This is a genomic window from Promicromonospora sp. NPDC057138 (genome assembly GCF_042670845.1).
Lineage (GTDB): Bacteria > Actinomycetota > Actinomycetes > Actinomycetales > Cellulomonadaceae > Promicromonospora.
This window is the reverse complement of sequence record NZ_JBHUUX010000043.1, coordinates 1-15,457: the sequence shown is the minus strand read 5'-3', so window position 1 is coordinate 15,457 and position 15,457 is coordinate 1. Positions and strand designations below refer to the sequence as shown.

Sequence of the window (15,457 nt, the reverse complement as noted above, 5' to 3'; positions counted from 1 at the left end):
GAGACGGCTATCCTTCATGTCATGTCAGCACTCGAAGGTTTGGTGGTGCAGCGGTCCACGGCCGCGCAGGCTCTGGCCGCAGGCCTCGCCTCACGGATCGTCGCCGGCGCGTTCGCGCCCGGCGACCGACTGCGGGAGAGCGCGATAGCCACGGAGCTGGGTGTCGCCCGCAACACCGTGCGGGAGGCGGTCCGGATCCTCGAGCAGAGCGGCCTGGTGCAGTACCAGGTCAACCGCGGCGCCGTGGTCATCTCACCCACTCCGGAGAAGGTCGACGCCCTCTACACCGCCCGCGAGGTGCTGGAGACGGCGGCCGTCTCAAGCCCCGCGGAGGAGCCTGAGCTGTCGGCACTGAGGACGGCGTACGACGAGCTCGTCGAGGCAGCGTCCTCGCACGACGCGCTTCGTATCGTCGACCTGGACCTGGCATTCCACTCCGCGATCGTCGCGATGCTGCGCAGCAGCCGCCTCGACGAGTTCTACGCCGAGCTCATGGTCGAGCTCCGCTTCTACCTGACGGTGCTGTCGCTGGAGGACCGCGAGTTCGAGCACCCAGACGACATCCTCGCCGAGCACCGGACGATCCTCGAGGCCATCGAGTCCGGCGATACCGCCACCGCCGTGCAGCACGTGCGCGGCCACATCGAGACCAACGCCCGGCGGGTCATCGAGATCCTGGACGGTCGCGACTGAGCTCACGGCCGCACCGACGGGACGTCGCGAGCGGCCCTGACTCCGTCCGGTCAGCCGGCTGGGGCGAACCGCTCCGGACGAAGGAAGTCCAGACCATCCACGAGCGGCTCCGCCGCCAGCACTTCCGAGGTGGCGATGGCGCCCAGGGCGGACGACATCTTGAAGCCGGCGCCGGAGAACCCGGTGGCGCAGTAGATGCGCTCGCTGCCCGGAACCGGCCCCAGGAGTCCGGTGGAGTCGGACGTGCAGAGATCGGGGTAGGCGTCCGACCGGACGATCTCGGGGATCAGACCGGGGAAGAACTCCTGGACCGTGTCCAGCGACTCCGCGACCTCGGCAGGCGTGAGCTCCCGGGCGATCGGGTCGCCGTCCGCCACCGTCACTCCTCGCCCGTCCAGGGTCGCCTTCACCGTAGAACCGTCGATCGTCGGTGCGCCGTACATGGAACGGTCGCCGGTGATCCGGATGAAGATCGGGAAGGCATCGGGAACGAACTGCTTGGGGTCGTGGGCGGCGAACCACGTGAGGAACATGCGCTCTCGGTGCACCTGCCGCTGGAGGTAGGCAGGCAGCAAGGTCCCGGACCCGGAGCCCGAGGCCACGATCACCCGGTCGAACGTCCAGCTCCCGTCGTCCGTCGAGACGAGTACGCCGTCGGAGAGCTCTCGGACCTCGCGGACCGGCGCGTCCTTGATGATCTCCACACCGTTCTGGCGGGCCAGGTCGACGGCAGAGAGGACGGCGCGATCGGTACGAAGGACCCCGGCTCGCGTGTCGAGGATGCCGCACTCCCCCGGCGCCAGACGGTGCTGGGGGTAACGGCTCGCCATCTCGGCGTGGTCCAGGATCTCGTGTGGTGCCCCGGTACGCTTGATCGAGTCGAGCAGCGCCGGGATGTAGGGCCCGTCGACCTCACCGATCGACAACCCCCCGCACTGGGTGAAGACCTCCTGCCCGGACTCCTCCTCGAGGCTCCGCCAGAGCCGCTCGGCGAGCTGGAGCACGGGATAGAAGTTGTGCTCCCCTCGGAAGGTCATCCGGAACAGCCGGGTGTCGCCACCCACGGCGCTGCGGGGGTGCGCCGGGGAGACCGCCTCGAAGCCGACCGCGGGGACGCCCAGCTTCGAGGCCTGCCACAGCGCCATGCTGCCGACACTGCCGACGCCGATGACCGCAAGCGGACCGTCCGACATCACAGCACCTTTTCCAGGAACTTCTGCGTCCGAGCTTCCTTGGGGTTGCCCAGCACCTCCGCGGGCGGTCCCTGCTCCACGACCACGCCGCCGTCCATGAACATCACGGTGTCGGCCACCTCCTTGGCGAAGCCCATCTCGTGAGTGGCCACCAGCATGGTCATCCCCCGCTCGGCCAGGCCTTTCATGACCGCGAGTACCTCCCCGACCCGCTCCGGGTCCAGGGCACTGGTGGGTTCGTCGAAGAGCATCACGTTCGGGTCCATGGCCAGCGCACGGGCGATCGCCACGCGCTGCTTCTGGCCGCCGGAGAGCTGCCACGGATAGTGGTCGCCGTGTCCGGACAGGCCGACGTCCGCCAGCAGCGAGTCCGCTCGCGAGGCCGCCGCCTTCTTGGCGACACCCTTGACCAGCACCGGGCCGGCCATCACGTTCTCCCGCGCGGTCATGTTCGGGAACAGGTTGAACTGCTGGAAGACCATGCCGATCCGGGTGCGCTGCATCGCCACCTCCTTGCGGCTGCGGGCGCGGTAGGCGGTGTCGGTCTCGACGAACCCGAGGTCCTCGCCGTTCACCCTGAGAATCCCCCGGTCGGCCTCCTCGAGCCCGTCGACGCAACGGAGCAGCGTGGACTTGCCCGACCCGCTGGGGCCGATGATGCACACGATCTCGCCGCACTCGACGTCCAGGTCGATGCTGCCGAGCACCACCCGGTCGCCGTAGCACTTGCGCAGCCCGCGGGCGTAGACGGTTCCGTCGCCGTTCATCGCGCCTCACCACCCAGCGGCACCGGGTCGACCGCGGCTTCGCTGCTCACCCGCGACTTCACCAGCGAGTAGCGCTTCTCGATCAAGGACTGGGGGTAGCTGAGGGCCAGCGTCATGATGAGGTACCAGAGACAGGCCACGATCAGCAGCGGGATGGTCTGGTAGGTGCGGGCGTAGATCAGCTGGGTGCTCTGTAGCAGCTCGGCCACACCCAGCACGCTGACCAGCGACGTCTCCTTGAACATCCCGATCATCTGGTTGCCGGTCGCGGGGACGACGGTAGGCATCGCCTGCGGGATGATCACCCGGAACAGCTTCGTCCGGGCGCTCATCCCGAGCGAGTCGGCCGCCTCGATCTGGCCCTTGTCCACCGACGCGAAGCCACCGCGGATGATCTCCGCGAGATAGGCCGCCTCGTTGAGCGACAGGCCGATGATCGCCGCGGTGGTCGCGCTCATCAGCACGTTCACGTCGACCGCTTGCGAGATGCCCGTGAACGGGATCCCGACCGCGATGTTCGGGTACAGCGCGGCGATGTTGAACCAGAAGATCAGCTGCACCAGCACCGGCGTTCCCCGGAAGAAGGTGATGTAGCCCGACGCCAGGAGCTGGACCGGGCGCACCGTCGAGGCCCGCATCACGGCGACGACCATGCCCAGGATGCCCCCGAAGAACATCGCCAGGATCGTCAGGACGATCGTCAGCCGAAGGCCCTCCAGGATCGTCGGAGCCGTGAAGTACTGGCCCACCACCTCCCACTGGTAGTTCTCGTTCGTGACCAGGGTGTGGGCCAGCCCGCCGGCCACCAGCACGCACGCCGCCCAGGCCGCGTACTCGAGCGGCCCACGCCGGTGCAGCCGCGGCTTGTCAGTGGCATCCATTGCTTTCGCCTCCTCGGAGCGGCTCTTGTCGAGCACGCCGATGTCCGGAGCCATCGATCTACTTCAGGAGCTCGGAGGTAGGAATCGCTCCCGCGCCCAGCCCCCACCGGTCCAGCGCGGCCTGGTAGGCCCCGTTGTCTATCAGGTCCTGCATCGCGGCATGCAACGCCGGGGTGAGCGGGGAGTCGTTGGGGAGACCGACGGCGACGATGTCGTCACCCTCCTTCTTCTGATACTGCGGGGAGAGCAGCTCGAACGCCTGCGGCTGCTGCTTCGCCGCCCAGGCAAGCTGCGAGGTGTCGGAGAAGACACCGTCGATGCGCTTGGAGGCGAGCTGGGTGAGCGCGCCCTGGACGTCCGCCAGGACCACGGCTTCGACGGCGTCCTCGCCGGCGGCCTCGCACGCCTCGGAGATCTGGGGCAGGTACGTCTCCTGTTGCGAGCTACCGGCCATCACCGAGATCTTCTTCCCGCACATGGACTGGTCGGTCAGGCTCAGGCCCAGCGGGTTGCCCTTGGCCGCAAGGAGCGACGACCCGGCCGACCAGTAGGTGATCATGTCCAGCACCTCGAGCCGTTCCGGGGTCGGAGTCATGTTGGTGGCGGTGAAGTCGTAGCGGTGCGCGGCGATACCGGGGATCACTCCGTCCCAGGTCACGTTCTTGACCTCGACCTCGAGCCCGAGCGCCTCACCCAGCAGGTGGGCGATGTCGACGTTGTAGCCGACCGGCGTCTTGTTGTCCTCGGCGAGGAACGAGGTGGGCGGGTAGTGCAGGTCCGCGGCCATGGTGATCGTGCCGCCGTCCTGCAGGTCTGCCGGCAACAGCTCGATCGCCTCCGGGCTGGCCTCCACCTGCGGCAGCTCCTCGGCGGAGGTGGCGTCGGCGCCAGGGGCCTCCTGGGTGGCGGTCGTGGCGCCGCACCCGCTGGCCGTCATCAGCAGCGCGGCGCCCAAGACTGACGCGGCGAGCCTGCTTCTTTGCACTCTCATGGTCGTTCCCTTTCAGCGGTGGAATGGCTGGCCCATATACAACCACGCGGATCGCAGATTGTCGACACTCGCCGGTAGACAACTTTTCTCACCGCACTCGAAGCACGCTCAACTCCAGGCGGAACGACAGGACGCCCGCCCCCGAGACCGGCAGCTGCGGGTCCTGGAGGCGGGCGTCGTCATAGTGGCTCGCGCGAGTGTCGCGCCTACGCGGATCGGTGGGCGCGACGAGCGCCGGTCAGCGAGGTCGGTCGGAGCTCAGTTGGTCGAGGGCTGCGGCCCGGTGAGGTGGCTCGCGGCCAGGGTCAGGTGGTCATTGATGGCCTTGAGCAACGCCTCTCGCTCGCCCGCCGCGAGGGCGTCGATGAGGAGGCCGTGCTCGTCGATGAGCTCGTCACCGGACGGCATCGCGATCTCGAGCCGGTTGATGCACGCCAGGGCCTGGGCGGAGAGGATCGAGTACGCGTCGACGAGGCGCGAGTTGCCCGCAGAGGCGACCAGAGTGGCATGAAAGTCAAGGTCAGCGGCCGATATCTTCCGGTGATCGCCCTGCTTCAGCGCGCTGCGCAGCCTGTCTCGCACCGCCTGCAAGGCGTCGGTCGCACGGGCCCGGGCGCCCGGCCCGCCGTCGATGATCCGGCCGGCCGCATGGCTCTCGATCGCGCTTCGTGCGTCGTAGATCTCCCAGATGTCCGAGGCCGTGAAGCGCGCCACCGAGACACCCCGGTTGCGTGCGGAGACCAGCAGCTTTTGCTGGACGAGCTGCTGGAGCGCCTCACGCACTGGGGCTCTGGACACGTCGAGCAGCTCGGCGATCCGAGTCTCGGCAAGCTGTTCGCCGGGCCTGAGCCGCCCCTCGATGATCATCTGCCGCAGCTCTTCGCTGATGCGCTCAGAGGTCGACTTTCGTTCGAGCGTCTTCAGCGCATTCAGACCGGACACCGCCACGATCGACTCCCCTCGGTCATCGCCGGCACCGAAGGTCGGCAGCCGCCGCATTGCCTCCAGATTCTCCGTCACCGGATGACAACTGTCAACGGCATGCTGCCGACTGTCGACAATCGTCGGCGTCTGCGCTATGTTCGCTGAGCGCCAACGTCGGCGCCGCGCACCACCGCACCGCGCACCACCGCACCGCACACCGATGGGAACGAACCATGTCGACCTCAATCCCCCGCCCGAAGTACGTGTCCTTCGACTGCTACGGCACGCTGATCTACTTCGAGATCGCCAGCACCACCCGGCGCCTGCTCGGCGACCGGCTGACCGAGGACCAGACCGAGGTCTTCCTCACCGACTTCCGCAAGTACCGCTACGACCAGGTCTGCGGCGAGTTCTACGCCTACGACCAGGTCCTGCACGACGCCTATGCGCGGACCTGCAAGAAGTGGGGGCTCGAGGTCAACGAGGACGCCGGCCAGCAGCTGGCCGCCGCCGTGCTCACCTGGGAGCCGCACGACGACGTCCCCGCGCCGCTGAAGAAGCTCGGCGACAACTTCGCCCTCGTGATCCTGTCCAACGCCGACACCAAGTACCTCGACGTCTCCGTCCCCAAGCTGGGGGCGAACTTCCACGCGGTCTACACCGCGGAGCAGGCCGGCTTCTACAAGCCGCGCTACCAGGCGTTCGAGTACATGCTCGACCAGCTCGGCGCCAAGCCGGAGGAGTTCCTCCACGTCTCCTCGCACGTGCGCTACGACCTGATGCCCGCCGACGACCTCGGGTTCACGAACAAGGTCTACCTCGACCGTGGCTACGACGTTCAGAGCCCGGCCTACAACTACACCACCGTGAAGTCCCTGGACGAGCTCAACTCGCTCCTCGGCATCTGACGCGGCGCACCCCAGGAGGAAAAGTGAAGCTTACGCCCTACTGGCTCGACACCGCGACGCCGTCCGGTGACTACCGCCGGACCCCCGTGCCCGAGCGCGCCGACATCGCCATCGTCGGCGCAGGCTTCACCGGCCTGTCCGCCGCCCTCGAGGCCGCGCAGCACGGCGCGTCCGTGGTCGTGCTCGACTCGCACACGGTCGGCTGGGGCGCCTCGGGTCGCAACGGCGGTATGGCCACCACCGGTCTCGCGATCGGGCTCGGCAAGGCCATCAAGCGGTACGGCCAGGCCCGTGCCCTCGAGATGTTCTCGGAGTACAACCAGGCCATCGACACGATCGAGGAGCTGGTGAAGGAGCACTCGATCGACTGCGACTTCCAGCGCTCCGGCAAGCTGACGCTGGCCATGAACGCCAAGCAGGTCGGCCAGATGCGCCAGACGCAGGAGACGCTGGCGAAGCTCGCGGACTACTCCGTGACCGTCGTCGACAAGCCGGACCTCCACAGCGAGATCGGCACCGACTTCTACGCCGGCGGCATGGTGGACCCGCTGGGAGCCGGGGTCCATGTCGGCAAGCTCGCGCACGGTCTCGCCGAGGCCGGCACTCGTGCAGGGGTCACGATCTGCGAGGACGCCCAGGTCACCGAGCTGGCCGCTCGTCCAGGAGGCGGCCACTCGGTCCGCACGACGCGCGGCGTGATCGACGTCGACCGGGTCCTGGTCGCGACCAGCGGCTACACCGGATCGCTGACGCCGTGGCTGCAGCGGCGGACCATCCCGGTCGGCAGCTTCATCATCGTGACGGAGCCCCTGCCGATCGAGACGGCCCAGCGGATCCTGCCCCGCAACCGGCAGGCCGCCGACAACAAGATGCTCACCTACTACTTCCGCCTCACGCCGGACAACCGCCTGCTCTTCGGAGGCCGGGCCAGGTTCGCACTGTCCAGCCCGGACTCCGACCTCAAGAGTGCCGAGATCCTCAAGCGCGCGATGAGCGCCGTGTTCCCCTTTCTCTCCTCGGCGCGCATCGACTACACCTGGGGCGGGCTCGTCGACCTCACCATGGACCAGATGGTGCATGCCGGGGAGCGCAACGGGGTGCACTACTCGCTCGGCTACAGCGGCCACGGGGTCCAGATGGCGACCTACATGGGCAAGCAGATGGCGCTGTCGATGCTCGGAAAGCCGTCCCGGAACTTGTGGGAGCACCTGCCGCACCCCGCCGTGCCCGGCCACTTCGGACCGCCCTGGTTCCTTCCGATCATCGGCGGTTACGCCAAGGTCGTCGACCGGTTCAGCTGAGGAGCCCGGACATGAACGCATCGAACCAGTCGGCGGTGACCGAGGAGCTCGCCGACGAGCCTCGGCTCGCCGGCGATCCCGTTCCCGACCTGGCCGTGCCCGGCGGGGCCTTCATCGGCGGCTCCTGGCAGCGCGACGACCTCAGACTTCCGGTCACCGATCCGGAGGACGGGCGGCTGCTGGGGTACGTCGCTGACTCCACCCCGGCGGACGTCGCGGCCGCGGTGTCCGGCGTCCAGGAGTCGCTCGCGAACCAGGACTGGCCGCTGTGGGCCCGCAGCGAGGCTCTCCACCAGGCGTCACGGCTGCTGGCGCAGGACTCGGCTCGGTTCGCCCACCTCATCGCCTCCGAAGGCGTCAAGACCCTCGCGGAAGCAGAGCGCGAGGTAGTCCGCTGCGTGGAGACCCTGCGGCTCTCGGCCGAAGCCGGGCCGGTCCTCACCGGTGAGACAATCCCGTTCTCGGCGAGCCGGAGCGGTCGTGGCAGGGTCGGCTGGTTCACCCGCGAGCCCGTCGGCGTGGTTGCCGCGCTGACCTCGTTCAACGACCCGCTCAACCTGGTGGCGCACAAGCTCGGGCCGGCGCTGATCGGCGGCAACGGCGTCGTCCTCAAGCCCTCGGACCACACGCCGCTCACGTCGTTGGCGTTCGTCGACCTCCTGCTCTCGGCCGGCGTGCCGGCGGGACGAGTCGCCGTGGTCTGCGGGAGCGCCCGGGCCGGGCAGGCACTGGTCACCGACGAGCGGGTCGCGCTCGTGTCGTTCACCGGTGGGCCGAGGACCGCGGCGAAGATCACCGCCGCCGCGGGACCGCGGAAGATGCTGATGGAGCTCGGCGGGAACAACCCGACGATCGTGTGCGCGGACGCGGTTGTGTCCGACGCCATCGAGGCGGTCGTCGACGGCGCGTTCGGCGTCGCCGGACAGAACTGCCTGTCGGTCCAGCGCGTCTATGTCCACGCCTCGGTCTACGACGAGTTCCTCCACGACACGGTCGCCCGGACCAGGCGGCTCAGGGTCGGCAGCAAGCATGACTCGGCCACGGACGTCGGTCCGCTCGTCAGCCAGGCCGAGGCACAACGCGTCGAGAGGTGGGTCGGCGGGGCGGTCGCAGACGGCGCGACGGTCCACGCCGGCGGGATCCGACGCGGCGCGTTCTACGAGCCGACGGTCCTCACCGGCGTCGCCGAGGGCTCGCAGGTGCTCACCGACGAGGTCTTCGGCCCGGTCGTGACGGTCATCCCCTTCGAGGACCTCGACACCGCGATCTCGGCGGCCAACAACAGTGAGTACGCGCTGCAGGCCGGGGTCTTCACCCAATCGGTCGAGACGGCGTTCGGTGTGTCCGCCCGGCTGGTCGCGGGGGCCGTCGTCGTCAACGGCACGAGCGACCTACGCGTGGACTCCATGCCGTTCGGCGGCTTCAAGAACTCGGGCATCGGACGAGAAGGTGTGCGGTTCGCCGTCGAGGCCATGACGGAACCGAAGGCCACGATCGTGAACCTGGTCTCGTGACCGGTTCCCGGTGAGCCGTGTGGTCGAGGCCACACAGCCCTTGCCCGTTTCCGGCGTTGCGACCACTTCCGACCCCGTCTACGTTCGAGAACGTCCTCGGCACAGAGGTGCCGAGACCGAGGCGAACCCCAGGGAGCGCAGGCAATGACGAACGTGGCCGAGACCATCGTGGAGATCATCGAGGACGCGGGGGTCGAGCGGGTCTACGGTCTGCCGGGCGACTCCCTGAACGGGTTCACCGACGCCATCCGCACCAGCGACGGGGTCACCTGGCAGCACGTGCGTCACGAGGAGGCGGCGGCGTTCGCGGCGGCGGCCGAGGCCACCCTGACCGGCGAGCTCACCGTCTGCGCCGGCAGCTGCGGGCCGGGAACTTCGTCGAGCTGGAGATGAAGGCCGCCGGCTTCGTGAACTACGGCACGCAGCTCGACAACCCGAACTTCGCCGACGTCGCGAACGCGATGGGCATCCACGGGCAGCGGGTCGAGAAGCCGGACGACCTCGAGGACGCACTGCGGGCGGCGTTCGCCCACGACGGCCCGGCGCTGGTCGACGTCGTCACCGCCCGGCAGGAGCTGTCGATCCCGCCGGCGATCACCGCCCAGCAGGCCAAGGGCTTCACGCTGTACGCGATCCGCACGATCCTGTCGGGGCGCGGCGACGAGCTCGTCGACCTCGCCGACACGAACGTGTTCCGGCGCCTGTTCGCCTGATCGCACGCCTGACCGCGCGCTTCAGCGGGCGAGGGTCGGCCGGCTGCGCGACCAGCGCTCGTCGTCGACCGCTGCCACGACGAACCGGGCGAGGTCGACCCGGCTGACGCTCGTGCCTCCCCGGGGATTCGAGCCGTCCAGGGCGCGGAACGCTCCCGTCGGCGGCTCGTCCACGATCCGCGCCGGCCGGACGAAGGTCCAGTCGAGCGGGCTGTTCCGGACGATGTCCTCCATCCGGCGCATGTCCGCGTAGAGCTCCGCGAGCAGGGTGCGGGCCACGACGCGATACCACAGCGGATGGTTCGGGTCGTCCCGGCGCACGCCGCTCGAGGAGAGCGCGACAAGACGGTCGACGCCGCACTCGACCATGGCCGAGACGAGCGCGCGGGCGCCGGCGGAGTAGAGCCCGTCCGCGCGCCCGCCCGCGGGCCCGATCGCCGAGATGACGGCGTCCTGGCCGGTGACGGCGGCGCGGACGCTGTCGACGTCGCGCACGTCGGCCCGGACGACGCTGAGGTTCGCGCCGCGGATCTCGGGCGGAACCGGCCGGAACGCGGCCGGGTCACGCACGGCGGCGGTGACGGCGTGGCCGGCACGTAACGCCTCCTCGACGATGACGTGGCCGGTGGCCCCGTTCGCGCCGAACACGATCAGCTGGGTGGTCGACAACTGGCCCATCGATTTCTCCCGTCCTTGACGAACACCGCTGGTAACGAACACCGTTCGTAGCGAACACTGTACGTGGCGAACGACGTACGTCAACCGTAGGCTTCGTGGATGACCGCCACCCCGCGTACTCGTCCCGCGAAGCCGCCCCTGAGCCGGGACTCGATAGTCGCCGCAGCGCTCGAGCTGGTCGACCAGCTCGGGTCGGACGCCGTGACCATGCGCCGCGTGGCCGACGCCGTGGACACCGCCCCGGCGTCGCTCTACGTCTACGTCTCGGACCGCCAGGAGCTCATGGCACTCGCCCACGACCTGGCCGTCGCCGACGTCGACCTGCCGACCAGCGCCGACGGCGACTGGCGGGCCAGGCTCGAGCTCCTCGTGCTGCGCGCGACGGACGCTCTGGCCGCACACAGGGACCTGGCCACGGTCGGCCGGGCTCAGCTGACGACGGGCCCGAGCTCCCTGCGCATCGTGGAGGAGATCCTGCGGCTGCTGCGCGACGGCGGCCTCGCGGACGAGGCGTGCGCCTGGGCCATCGACCTCTTCGGCCAGCACATCGCGTCGTCTGCCCTGGAGGCGTCGGCCCCAGCAGGGCTCGACGACTTCCACAGCACGCTCTCCGGGGAGGACTACCCCACGATTCGCGCGCTCGGTCCCCTCCTGACCAGTGGTGACGCCGCGTCGCGGGCAGCCTGGAAGCTGCGGGTGCTGGTCGACGGAGTCCTCGCGCAGGCCAAGGTCACTCCCCGGTCGCGGTAAGTCACCCGATCCCCGGGTGGACATCGGCGCGCGACGCGCTCACGGTTCAAAGAGGGGCACCGACATCGGCGCTCCGCCACTCGCCGCAGACGTAGCCCGCGGCGGTCCGGACGGCTCGGACCACGTCGTCCCCGGCCGCCTGACACCTCAGCCTCGCGCTGCGGCCGGGGCCTCACCGGCCGCACCCCCCGCGGGCCCCACCCCTCTGGCCGACAGGGTCGGCCACCCCCAGAAAGCGACGAAGATGTCCAGAACCACACGCGCCACGGGGCGCCTTTTCGCCACGCTCGCCGGCACGGCAGCACTGACCATCGCCCTTGCCGGCACGGCCTCGGCACACCACTGTTACAAGGAGGACTGGAACGACGCCGCGTACGCGCAGCTCAGCCAGGGCGGCACCCCATGGCAGCCGCTCAGCGATATCGGCGAGTTCGTGGTCGCCGAGGAGATCGGGCTTCCCCAATGCACCTACGTGGTCGACGGCGTCATCGCCGACTTCATGACCGCCAAGGGGCTCACCGAGGAGCCGATGATCCACACCCGGGCGACCGTCGGGGGCGGCGCGGCGAACCAGGGTAAGGACGTCCCCGCGCTCAACTACCTGACGGACGCCGACTTCGCGCTGCTGGACTCGCTGCTCGGGTCGGCCATCGAGGACTGTCTCTCCGCCTGACGCCTCGACCCGCGAACACGACCCGAGTGTTGCCCTCGGACCTGAGAACCAAACTCAGGTCGCGTTCGCGAGGTTGTGCTCACTCCTGGGTCGCGGTAAGGCGCACGCCGCTCAGGACCGGCGGCTCCTCCCCCTGGGTGCCGCGGACCAGGAACCGGATCGACCCCGTGTTCCACGCGGCGGGGAGCCACAGCCGGCCGGCGTCGCCGCCCGTGAAGCGTGGCCGCGCGGGGTCGTCGAGCCATATCCGGCCCAGCAGCTCCCCGCCGGCGAAGGCACTGACCCGGACCTGGGCCCCCGCGAACCGGAGCGAGAGCCCGCCGGGCGGCACTGCCGCGTCGAACCAGCGTTCCTCGCCGGGACTCAGCTCCAGCGGCAGGTGCACTGTCTCACCGGCGGCGTCGGCGTGCGCGACGGCGAGGATCGCCTCGTCGGGCTGCGGTTCGACGTCCCAGCCGCGGACCGGTTCCAGCCGGAGCAGCTCGGCGGCCAGCGAGGATCCCGGCAGGTGCGGCACGGTGACGGCGATGTCGTGCCCCTCGCCGGGTGCGAGGTGCAGCCACGGGTCCTGGTCGGTCACGGTGCGCGCCACCCCGTCCACGGTCACGCTGACCGAGCCCGCGATCCCGTCCAGGCGCAGCGCGTGGTGGTGCGTCCCGTCCACGGGAAGGCCGCGCGAGTAGGTGGTCGGATCGCCGACACGGGTGCTGCTCCATCCCCCGAGCGTGCGCAGTGGGGCCGGTTCGCCGGGCCAGCCGCCCGCGGCGCCCGCGCGCCCGCTTACCTGCCCGCTCACCTGCCACAGGGCGGACACGTCCGACCGCTCGACGACCGACCACACCCTGCCGAGCCCCCGCAGCGACCCCAGGCGCAGGGCGGGCAGGCGGAGGTCGTCGAAGTTGGCGTGCCCCCAGGTCTCGACCGTCGCGTCCAGGTGCGCCGCCCCGGCCGCGGGCAGGAGGAACGTCGCCCCGAAGCGGGCGACCGTCGGCTGGGCCACGCCGTCCAACGCCAGGTCGACGATGTCGGACGCGCCCTCGACCAGCAGCTCGTCGGCTCCGGCCAGGTCTGCCGCGTAGTGCGTGCGCCCGCGGTAGACGCCCAGCGCCTCCGACGTCGGCGGCAGGTCGTGCCGGGCGGTGAGCCCGGTGCGCGTGGTCAGATCGAGCCTGGTCAGGGCGGTGACCGGCGGATGAGCGGCCGACGCCGTGCCCACGTCCGACGGCGCATACGAGGCCGCGCCCACGTCCTGCGGGTGGCGGACGACGACGTCCCACGCCACGCCCGCGACCCCGGCGTCGACCCGCGCCCGGACCGGCGCGCCCGGCTCGGGGGCGCCGAGCTCGACCAGCACCGGCGCGCCGTCCGGGGCCTCCAACGCGATCACGCTCGCGCCCGCCGCCGACAGCTCGAGCCCTTCCGGCCCGGCGCCCACGAGGTCGGCGCTCGCCAGGCGTAGGGTCCCCGGCAGCCCGAACCGGTCCAGCGGCAGGTCGCGCAGCACGAGCAGGCACGACGCCGCGGGCAGCGGCACCGCCACCTCGGGGCCGCCGGGCCACGCCGGGAGGGTCGCCGTCCCGGCGTCGTCGGTCAGGTTCGGGACGCCGACCAGCTCACCGCCGCCGTCGAGCAGGAGCCGCGACGGCGAGGCGCTCGTGGCGACGTCGGCGCGGTACGCGTCGTCGGCGGCCGCGGTGGTGGCCCGGGCGAGAGCGGGCCCGAGGGTGCGCGCCACCCGGGCGAGGACCCGGGCGTCGGCCATCTCGGGGCGGGGTGCGCCGACCGGGTCGAGGTACCCGCCGAAGTCGTAGTCGTGCGACATGAACCCGCCCGGGTCGCCCCAGTTGCCTACCGAGGGCGTGTACCCGAAGTCGAACCCGGACGCCTGGAGATACGGCGCGACGACCTTGGCCCCGCTGACGACCAGCCGCCGCAGCGTGACGTGCAGCCGGTTCGTCTCGGTGACGAGCAGCGGCAGGCCGCGGCCCGCGACGAGGTCCGCGTAGCGCCGGACCTCGGGCTCGACGAACGCCGAGCGGTCGTCCGGGTAGAAGTTGAAGGCGGGCGCGACGCCGTCGACGTCGCCCGTGGCGCCGGTCAGGTCGCCCTGCCCCGCGCAGGCGATGAGCGGCACACCGATCCCGTGCCGCACGGCGAGGTCGCGCAGCCGGCCGACGTACCCGGCACGGTCCGCGCAGTCGAAGAAGTCCAGCTCGTTCTCGAGCTGGACCGCGACCACCGCGCCGCCGCGCCCGTGCTCGCGTGCGGCGAGCAGCGGCAGGACCTGGTCGAACCAGGCCTCGACCTGGGCGAGGTAGCGCGGCTCGGCCTGCCGGACCTGCAGCCCCTCCTCGAGGGTGAGCCACGCGGGCAGGGCGCCGCCGTCCCACTCCGAGCAGATGTAGGGGCCCGGGCGGGCGATCACCCGCAGACCCGCGGCGTGCGCGAGGTCGAGGAACGCCGCGACGTCGCGCCGCCCCTCGAAGTCCCACCGCCCGGGGGCCACCTCGTGGAAGTTCCACGGAAGGTAGACGTCGATGAGGTCGTAGCCCGACTCCCGCACCGCCTCGAGGCGGGAGGCCCACGACTCGCGCGGGATACGGAAGTAGAACAGGGAGGCACACAGGCGCACCTGCTCGCCGCCGTCGAGCACGAGCCCTGAGGGGCTGAGGGCGACGGCGGTCGCGGTCGTCTCGGTCAATTCACTCCTGCGCTTTCCACGGAAACGGTCGCCTGGGGCGCGATGTACTTGCCGAAGATGTTCGTGAACGCGAACCCGTTCACGAGGGCTGTTCCCGCGAAACCGATCAGGAACCAGAGCAGGCCGTAGACCGTGGCCGCCGGGTAGTAGACGGTGATGACGACCGGCAGCGCGGTGACCACGAGGACGGTCAGCGACGTGCCCAGGTGGCGGGCCGACATCCGGCGCGAGTTGTTCAGCACGTCACGCACGCTGTCGTCGAACTTCGCCAGGTAGGGAAACGCGTACAGGGCGACCAGCACGACCCTGAACGCCACCAGGTAGCAGATCGCCTGCAGGAGGAACTGGGCGACGGCGGAGAGGTCGAGGACCTCCACGGCCACGTACCAGGCCGCGAGGACCAGTGCGAGGAACGCCACGGCCAGCCCCAGGAGGGTCGCCTGCCGGAAGTTCGCCCGGAACGACCTGAGGTAGTCGCCCGTCACGGACTCGCACTCGTCCGTGACGATCTTCATGGCGGTGTAGTTGAGAGCGGTCAGCGACGCCCCCAGCGTGACGACCGGGACGGACGTGGCGACGAACACCATGTTGAGGATCATCAGGTCCGCGACCCTGGTCAGGAACCGCAGGAGCGGTGAGTTCGCGTCGAAGATGCTGCGCACGATCGCCCTGTCTGTCGGTGTGGGTTGTGCGGGCCCGGCGCGGTCTGCGGCCGAGCTTGCTGCGAGGCGGACCCGTTCGTCCAGGGCGACGAGGCCCGTGCCGGGGGA

General features: G+C 70.3%; 15 protein-coding genes and 1 pseudogene. 8 read left to right on the top strand and 8 right to left on the bottom strand.

From position 1 onward, the window contains the following. The first annotated feature begins 21 nt into the window (after positions 1–21). On the top strand, positions 22–693 hold the full coding sequence (locus ACFT2C_RS20220; RefSeq protein WP_377208867.1) for a GntR family transcriptional regulator: 672 nt from the start codon (positions 22–24) through the stop codon (positions 691–693). A 50-nt stretch (positions 694–743) separates the two neighbouring features. Here ACFT2C_RS20220 and ACFT2C_RS20215 read toward each other — a convergent pair whose 3' ends face one another. From ACFT2C_RS20215 to ACFT2C_RS20195, 5 genes are all read right to left on the bottom strand, one after another. Continuing rightward, positions 744–1,886, bottom strand: a complete 1,143-nt coding sequence (locus ACFT2C_RS20215; protein WP_377208866.1) for an FAD-dependent oxidoreductase — start codon at positions 1,884–1,886, stop codon at positions 744–746. After that, positions 1,886–2,653: an amino acid ABC transporter ATP-binding protein gene (locus ACFT2C_RS20210; RefSeq protein WP_377208865.1), complete on the bottom strand. Its 768-nt coding sequence runs from the start codon at positions 2,651–2,653 to the stop codon at positions 1,886–1,888. Before ACFT2C_RS20210 ends, ACFT2C_RS20215 begins: the two co-directional genes overlap by 1 nt. Continuing rightward, positions 2,650–3,588 (bottom strand): amino acid ABC transporter permease, encoded by a 939-nt coding sequence (locus ACFT2C_RS20205; protein ID WP_377208864.1) that lies wholly within the window; start codon positions 3,586–3,588, stop codon positions 2,650–2,652. Before ACFT2C_RS20205 ends, ACFT2C_RS20210 begins: the two co-directional genes overlap by 4 nt. Before the next feature lie 4 nt (positions 3,589–3,592). Beyond that, the gene (locus ACFT2C_RS20200; RefSeq protein WP_377208863.1) at positions 3,593–4,525 is read right to left on the bottom strand and encodes an ABC transporter substrate-binding protein; all 933 of its coding nucleotides are present in this window, start codon (positions 4,523–4,525) and stop codon (positions 3,593–3,595) included. Positions 4,526–4,783: 258 nt separating this feature from the next. After that, on the bottom strand, positions 4,784–5,545 hold the full coding sequence (locus ACFT2C_RS20195; RefSeq protein WP_377208862.1) for a GntR family transcriptional regulator: 762 nt from the start codon (positions 5,543–5,545) through the stop codon (positions 4,784–4,786). 137 nt (positions 5,546–5,682) lie between these two features. On the opposite strand from ACFT2C_RS20195, the gene ACFT2C_RS20190 reads away from it, so the two are divergent. The 5 genes and pseudogenes from ACFT2C_RS20190 to ACFT2C_RS20170 form a co-directional block, all read left to right on the top strand. Further along, positions 5,683–6,357 carry a haloacid dehalogenase type II gene (locus tag ACFT2C_RS20190; protein WP_377208861.1) on the top strand — a complete coding sequence of 225 codons (675 nt, stop codon included), beginning with the start codon at positions 5,683–5,685 and terminating at the stop codon, positions 6,355–6,357. Positions 6,358–6,380: 23 nt separating this feature from the next. Further along, complete coding sequence (locus ACFT2C_RS20185) at positions 6,381–7,658, top strand: NAD(P)/FAD-dependent oxidoreductase (RefSeq protein WP_377208860.1); 1,278 nt, start codon at positions 6,381–6,383, stop codon at positions 7,656–7,658. A gap of 11 nt (positions 7,659–7,669) precedes the next feature. Beyond that, the gene (locus tag ACFT2C_RS20180) at positions 7,670–9,172 is read left to right on the top strand and encodes an aldehyde dehydrogenase family protein (protein WP_377208859.1); all 1,503 of its coding nucleotides are present in this window, start codon (positions 7,670–7,672) and stop codon (positions 9,170–9,172) included. Positions 9,173–9,316: 144 nt separating this feature from the next. After that, positions 9,317–9,565, top strand: a complete 249-nt coding sequence (locus tag ACFT2C_RS20175) for a thiamine pyrophosphate-binding protein (protein ID WP_377208858.1) — start codon at positions 9,317–9,319, stop codon at positions 9,563–9,565. Next, positions 9,544–9,885: pseudogene (locus ACFT2C_RS20170) on the top strand (thiamine pyrophosphate-dependent enzyme); the annotation flags it as partial. The gene ACFT2C_RS20175 and the pseudogene ACFT2C_RS20170, both read left to right, overlap by 22 nt. Before the next feature lie 21 nt (positions 9,886–9,906). Here ACFT2C_RS20170 and ACFT2C_RS20165 read toward each other — a convergent pair. After that, entirely contained in the window at positions 9,907–10,563 is a 657-nt protein-coding gene (locus ACFT2C_RS20165; protein WP_377208857.1) for an NAD(P)-dependent oxidoreductase, read from the bottom strand. 99 nt (positions 10,564–10,662) lie between these two features. Between ACFT2C_RS20165 and ACFT2C_RS20160 the strand changes: the two genes are divergently transcribed. After that, on the top strand, positions 10,663–11,313 hold the full coding sequence (locus ACFT2C_RS20160; protein ID WP_377208856.1) for a TetR/AcrR family transcriptional regulator: 651 nt from the start codon (positions 10,663–10,665) through the stop codon (positions 11,311–11,313). Positions 11,314–11,557: 244 nt separating this feature from the next. Then, entirely contained in the window at positions 11,558–11,986 is a 429-nt protein-coding gene (locus tag ACFT2C_RS20155) for a hypothetical protein (RefSeq protein WP_377208855.1), read from the top strand. Positions 11,987–12,065: 79 nt separating this feature from the next. Here ACFT2C_RS20155 and ACFT2C_RS20150 read toward each other — a convergent pair whose 3' ends face one another. After that, the gene (locus ACFT2C_RS20150) at positions 12,066–14,687 is read right to left on the bottom strand and encodes a beta-galactosidase (protein ID WP_377208854.1); all 2,622 of its coding nucleotides are present in this window, start codon (positions 14,685–14,687) and stop codon (positions 12,066–12,068) included. Continuing rightward, a partial coding sequence (locus ACFT2C_RS20145) for a YesL family protein (protein WP_377208853.1) occupies positions 14,684–15,457 on the bottom strand: 774 nt, incomplete at its 5' end. The genes ACFT2C_RS20150 and ACFT2C_RS20145, both read right to left, overlap by 4 nt.

Coding starts and splice junctions, on each gene's coding strand:
- ACFT2C_RS20165 (WP_377208857.1), bottom strand. CDS start 10,563: ATGGGCCAGTTGTCGACCACCCAGCTGATCGTGTTCGGCGCGAACGGG.
- ACFT2C_RS20180 (WP_377208859.1), top strand. CDS start 7,670: ATGAACGCATCGAACCAGTCGGCGGTGACCGAGGAGCTCGCCGACGAG.
- ACFT2C_RS20205 (WP_377208864.1), bottom strand. CDS start 3,588: ATGGCTCCGGACATCGGCGTGCTCGACAAGAGCCGCTCCGAGGAGGCG.
- ACFT2C_RS20155 (WP_377208855.1), top strand. CDS start 11,558: ATGTCCAGAACCACACGCGCCACGGGGCGCCTTTTCGCCACGCTCGCC.
- ACFT2C_RS20200 (WP_377208863.1), bottom strand. CDS start 4,525: ATGAGAGTGCAAAGAAGCAGGCTCGCCGCGTCAGTCTTGGGCGCCGCG.
- ACFT2C_RS20175 (WP_377208858.1), top strand. CDS start 9,317: ATGACGAACGTGGCCGAGACCATCGTGGAGATCATCGAGGACGCGGGG.
- ACFT2C_RS20190 (WP_377208861.1), top strand. CDS start 5,683: ATGTCGACCTCAATCCCCCGCCCGAAGTACGTGTCCTTCGACTGCTAC.
- ACFT2C_RS20160 (WP_377208856.1), top strand. CDS start 10,663: ATGACCGCCACCCCGCGTACTCGTCCCGCGAAGCCGCCCCTGAGCCGG.
- ACFT2C_RS20210 (WP_377208865.1), bottom strand. CDS start 2,653: ATGAACGGCGACGGAACCGTCTACGCCCGCGGGCTGCGCAAGTGCTAC.
- ACFT2C_RS20215 (WP_377208866.1), bottom strand. CDS start 1,886: ATGTCGGACGGTCCGCTTGCGGTCATCGGCGTCGGCAGTGTCGGCAGC.
- ACFT2C_RS20220 (WP_377208867.1), top strand. CDS start 22: ATGTCAGCACTCGAAGGTTTGGTGGTGCAGCGGTCCACGGCCGCGCAG.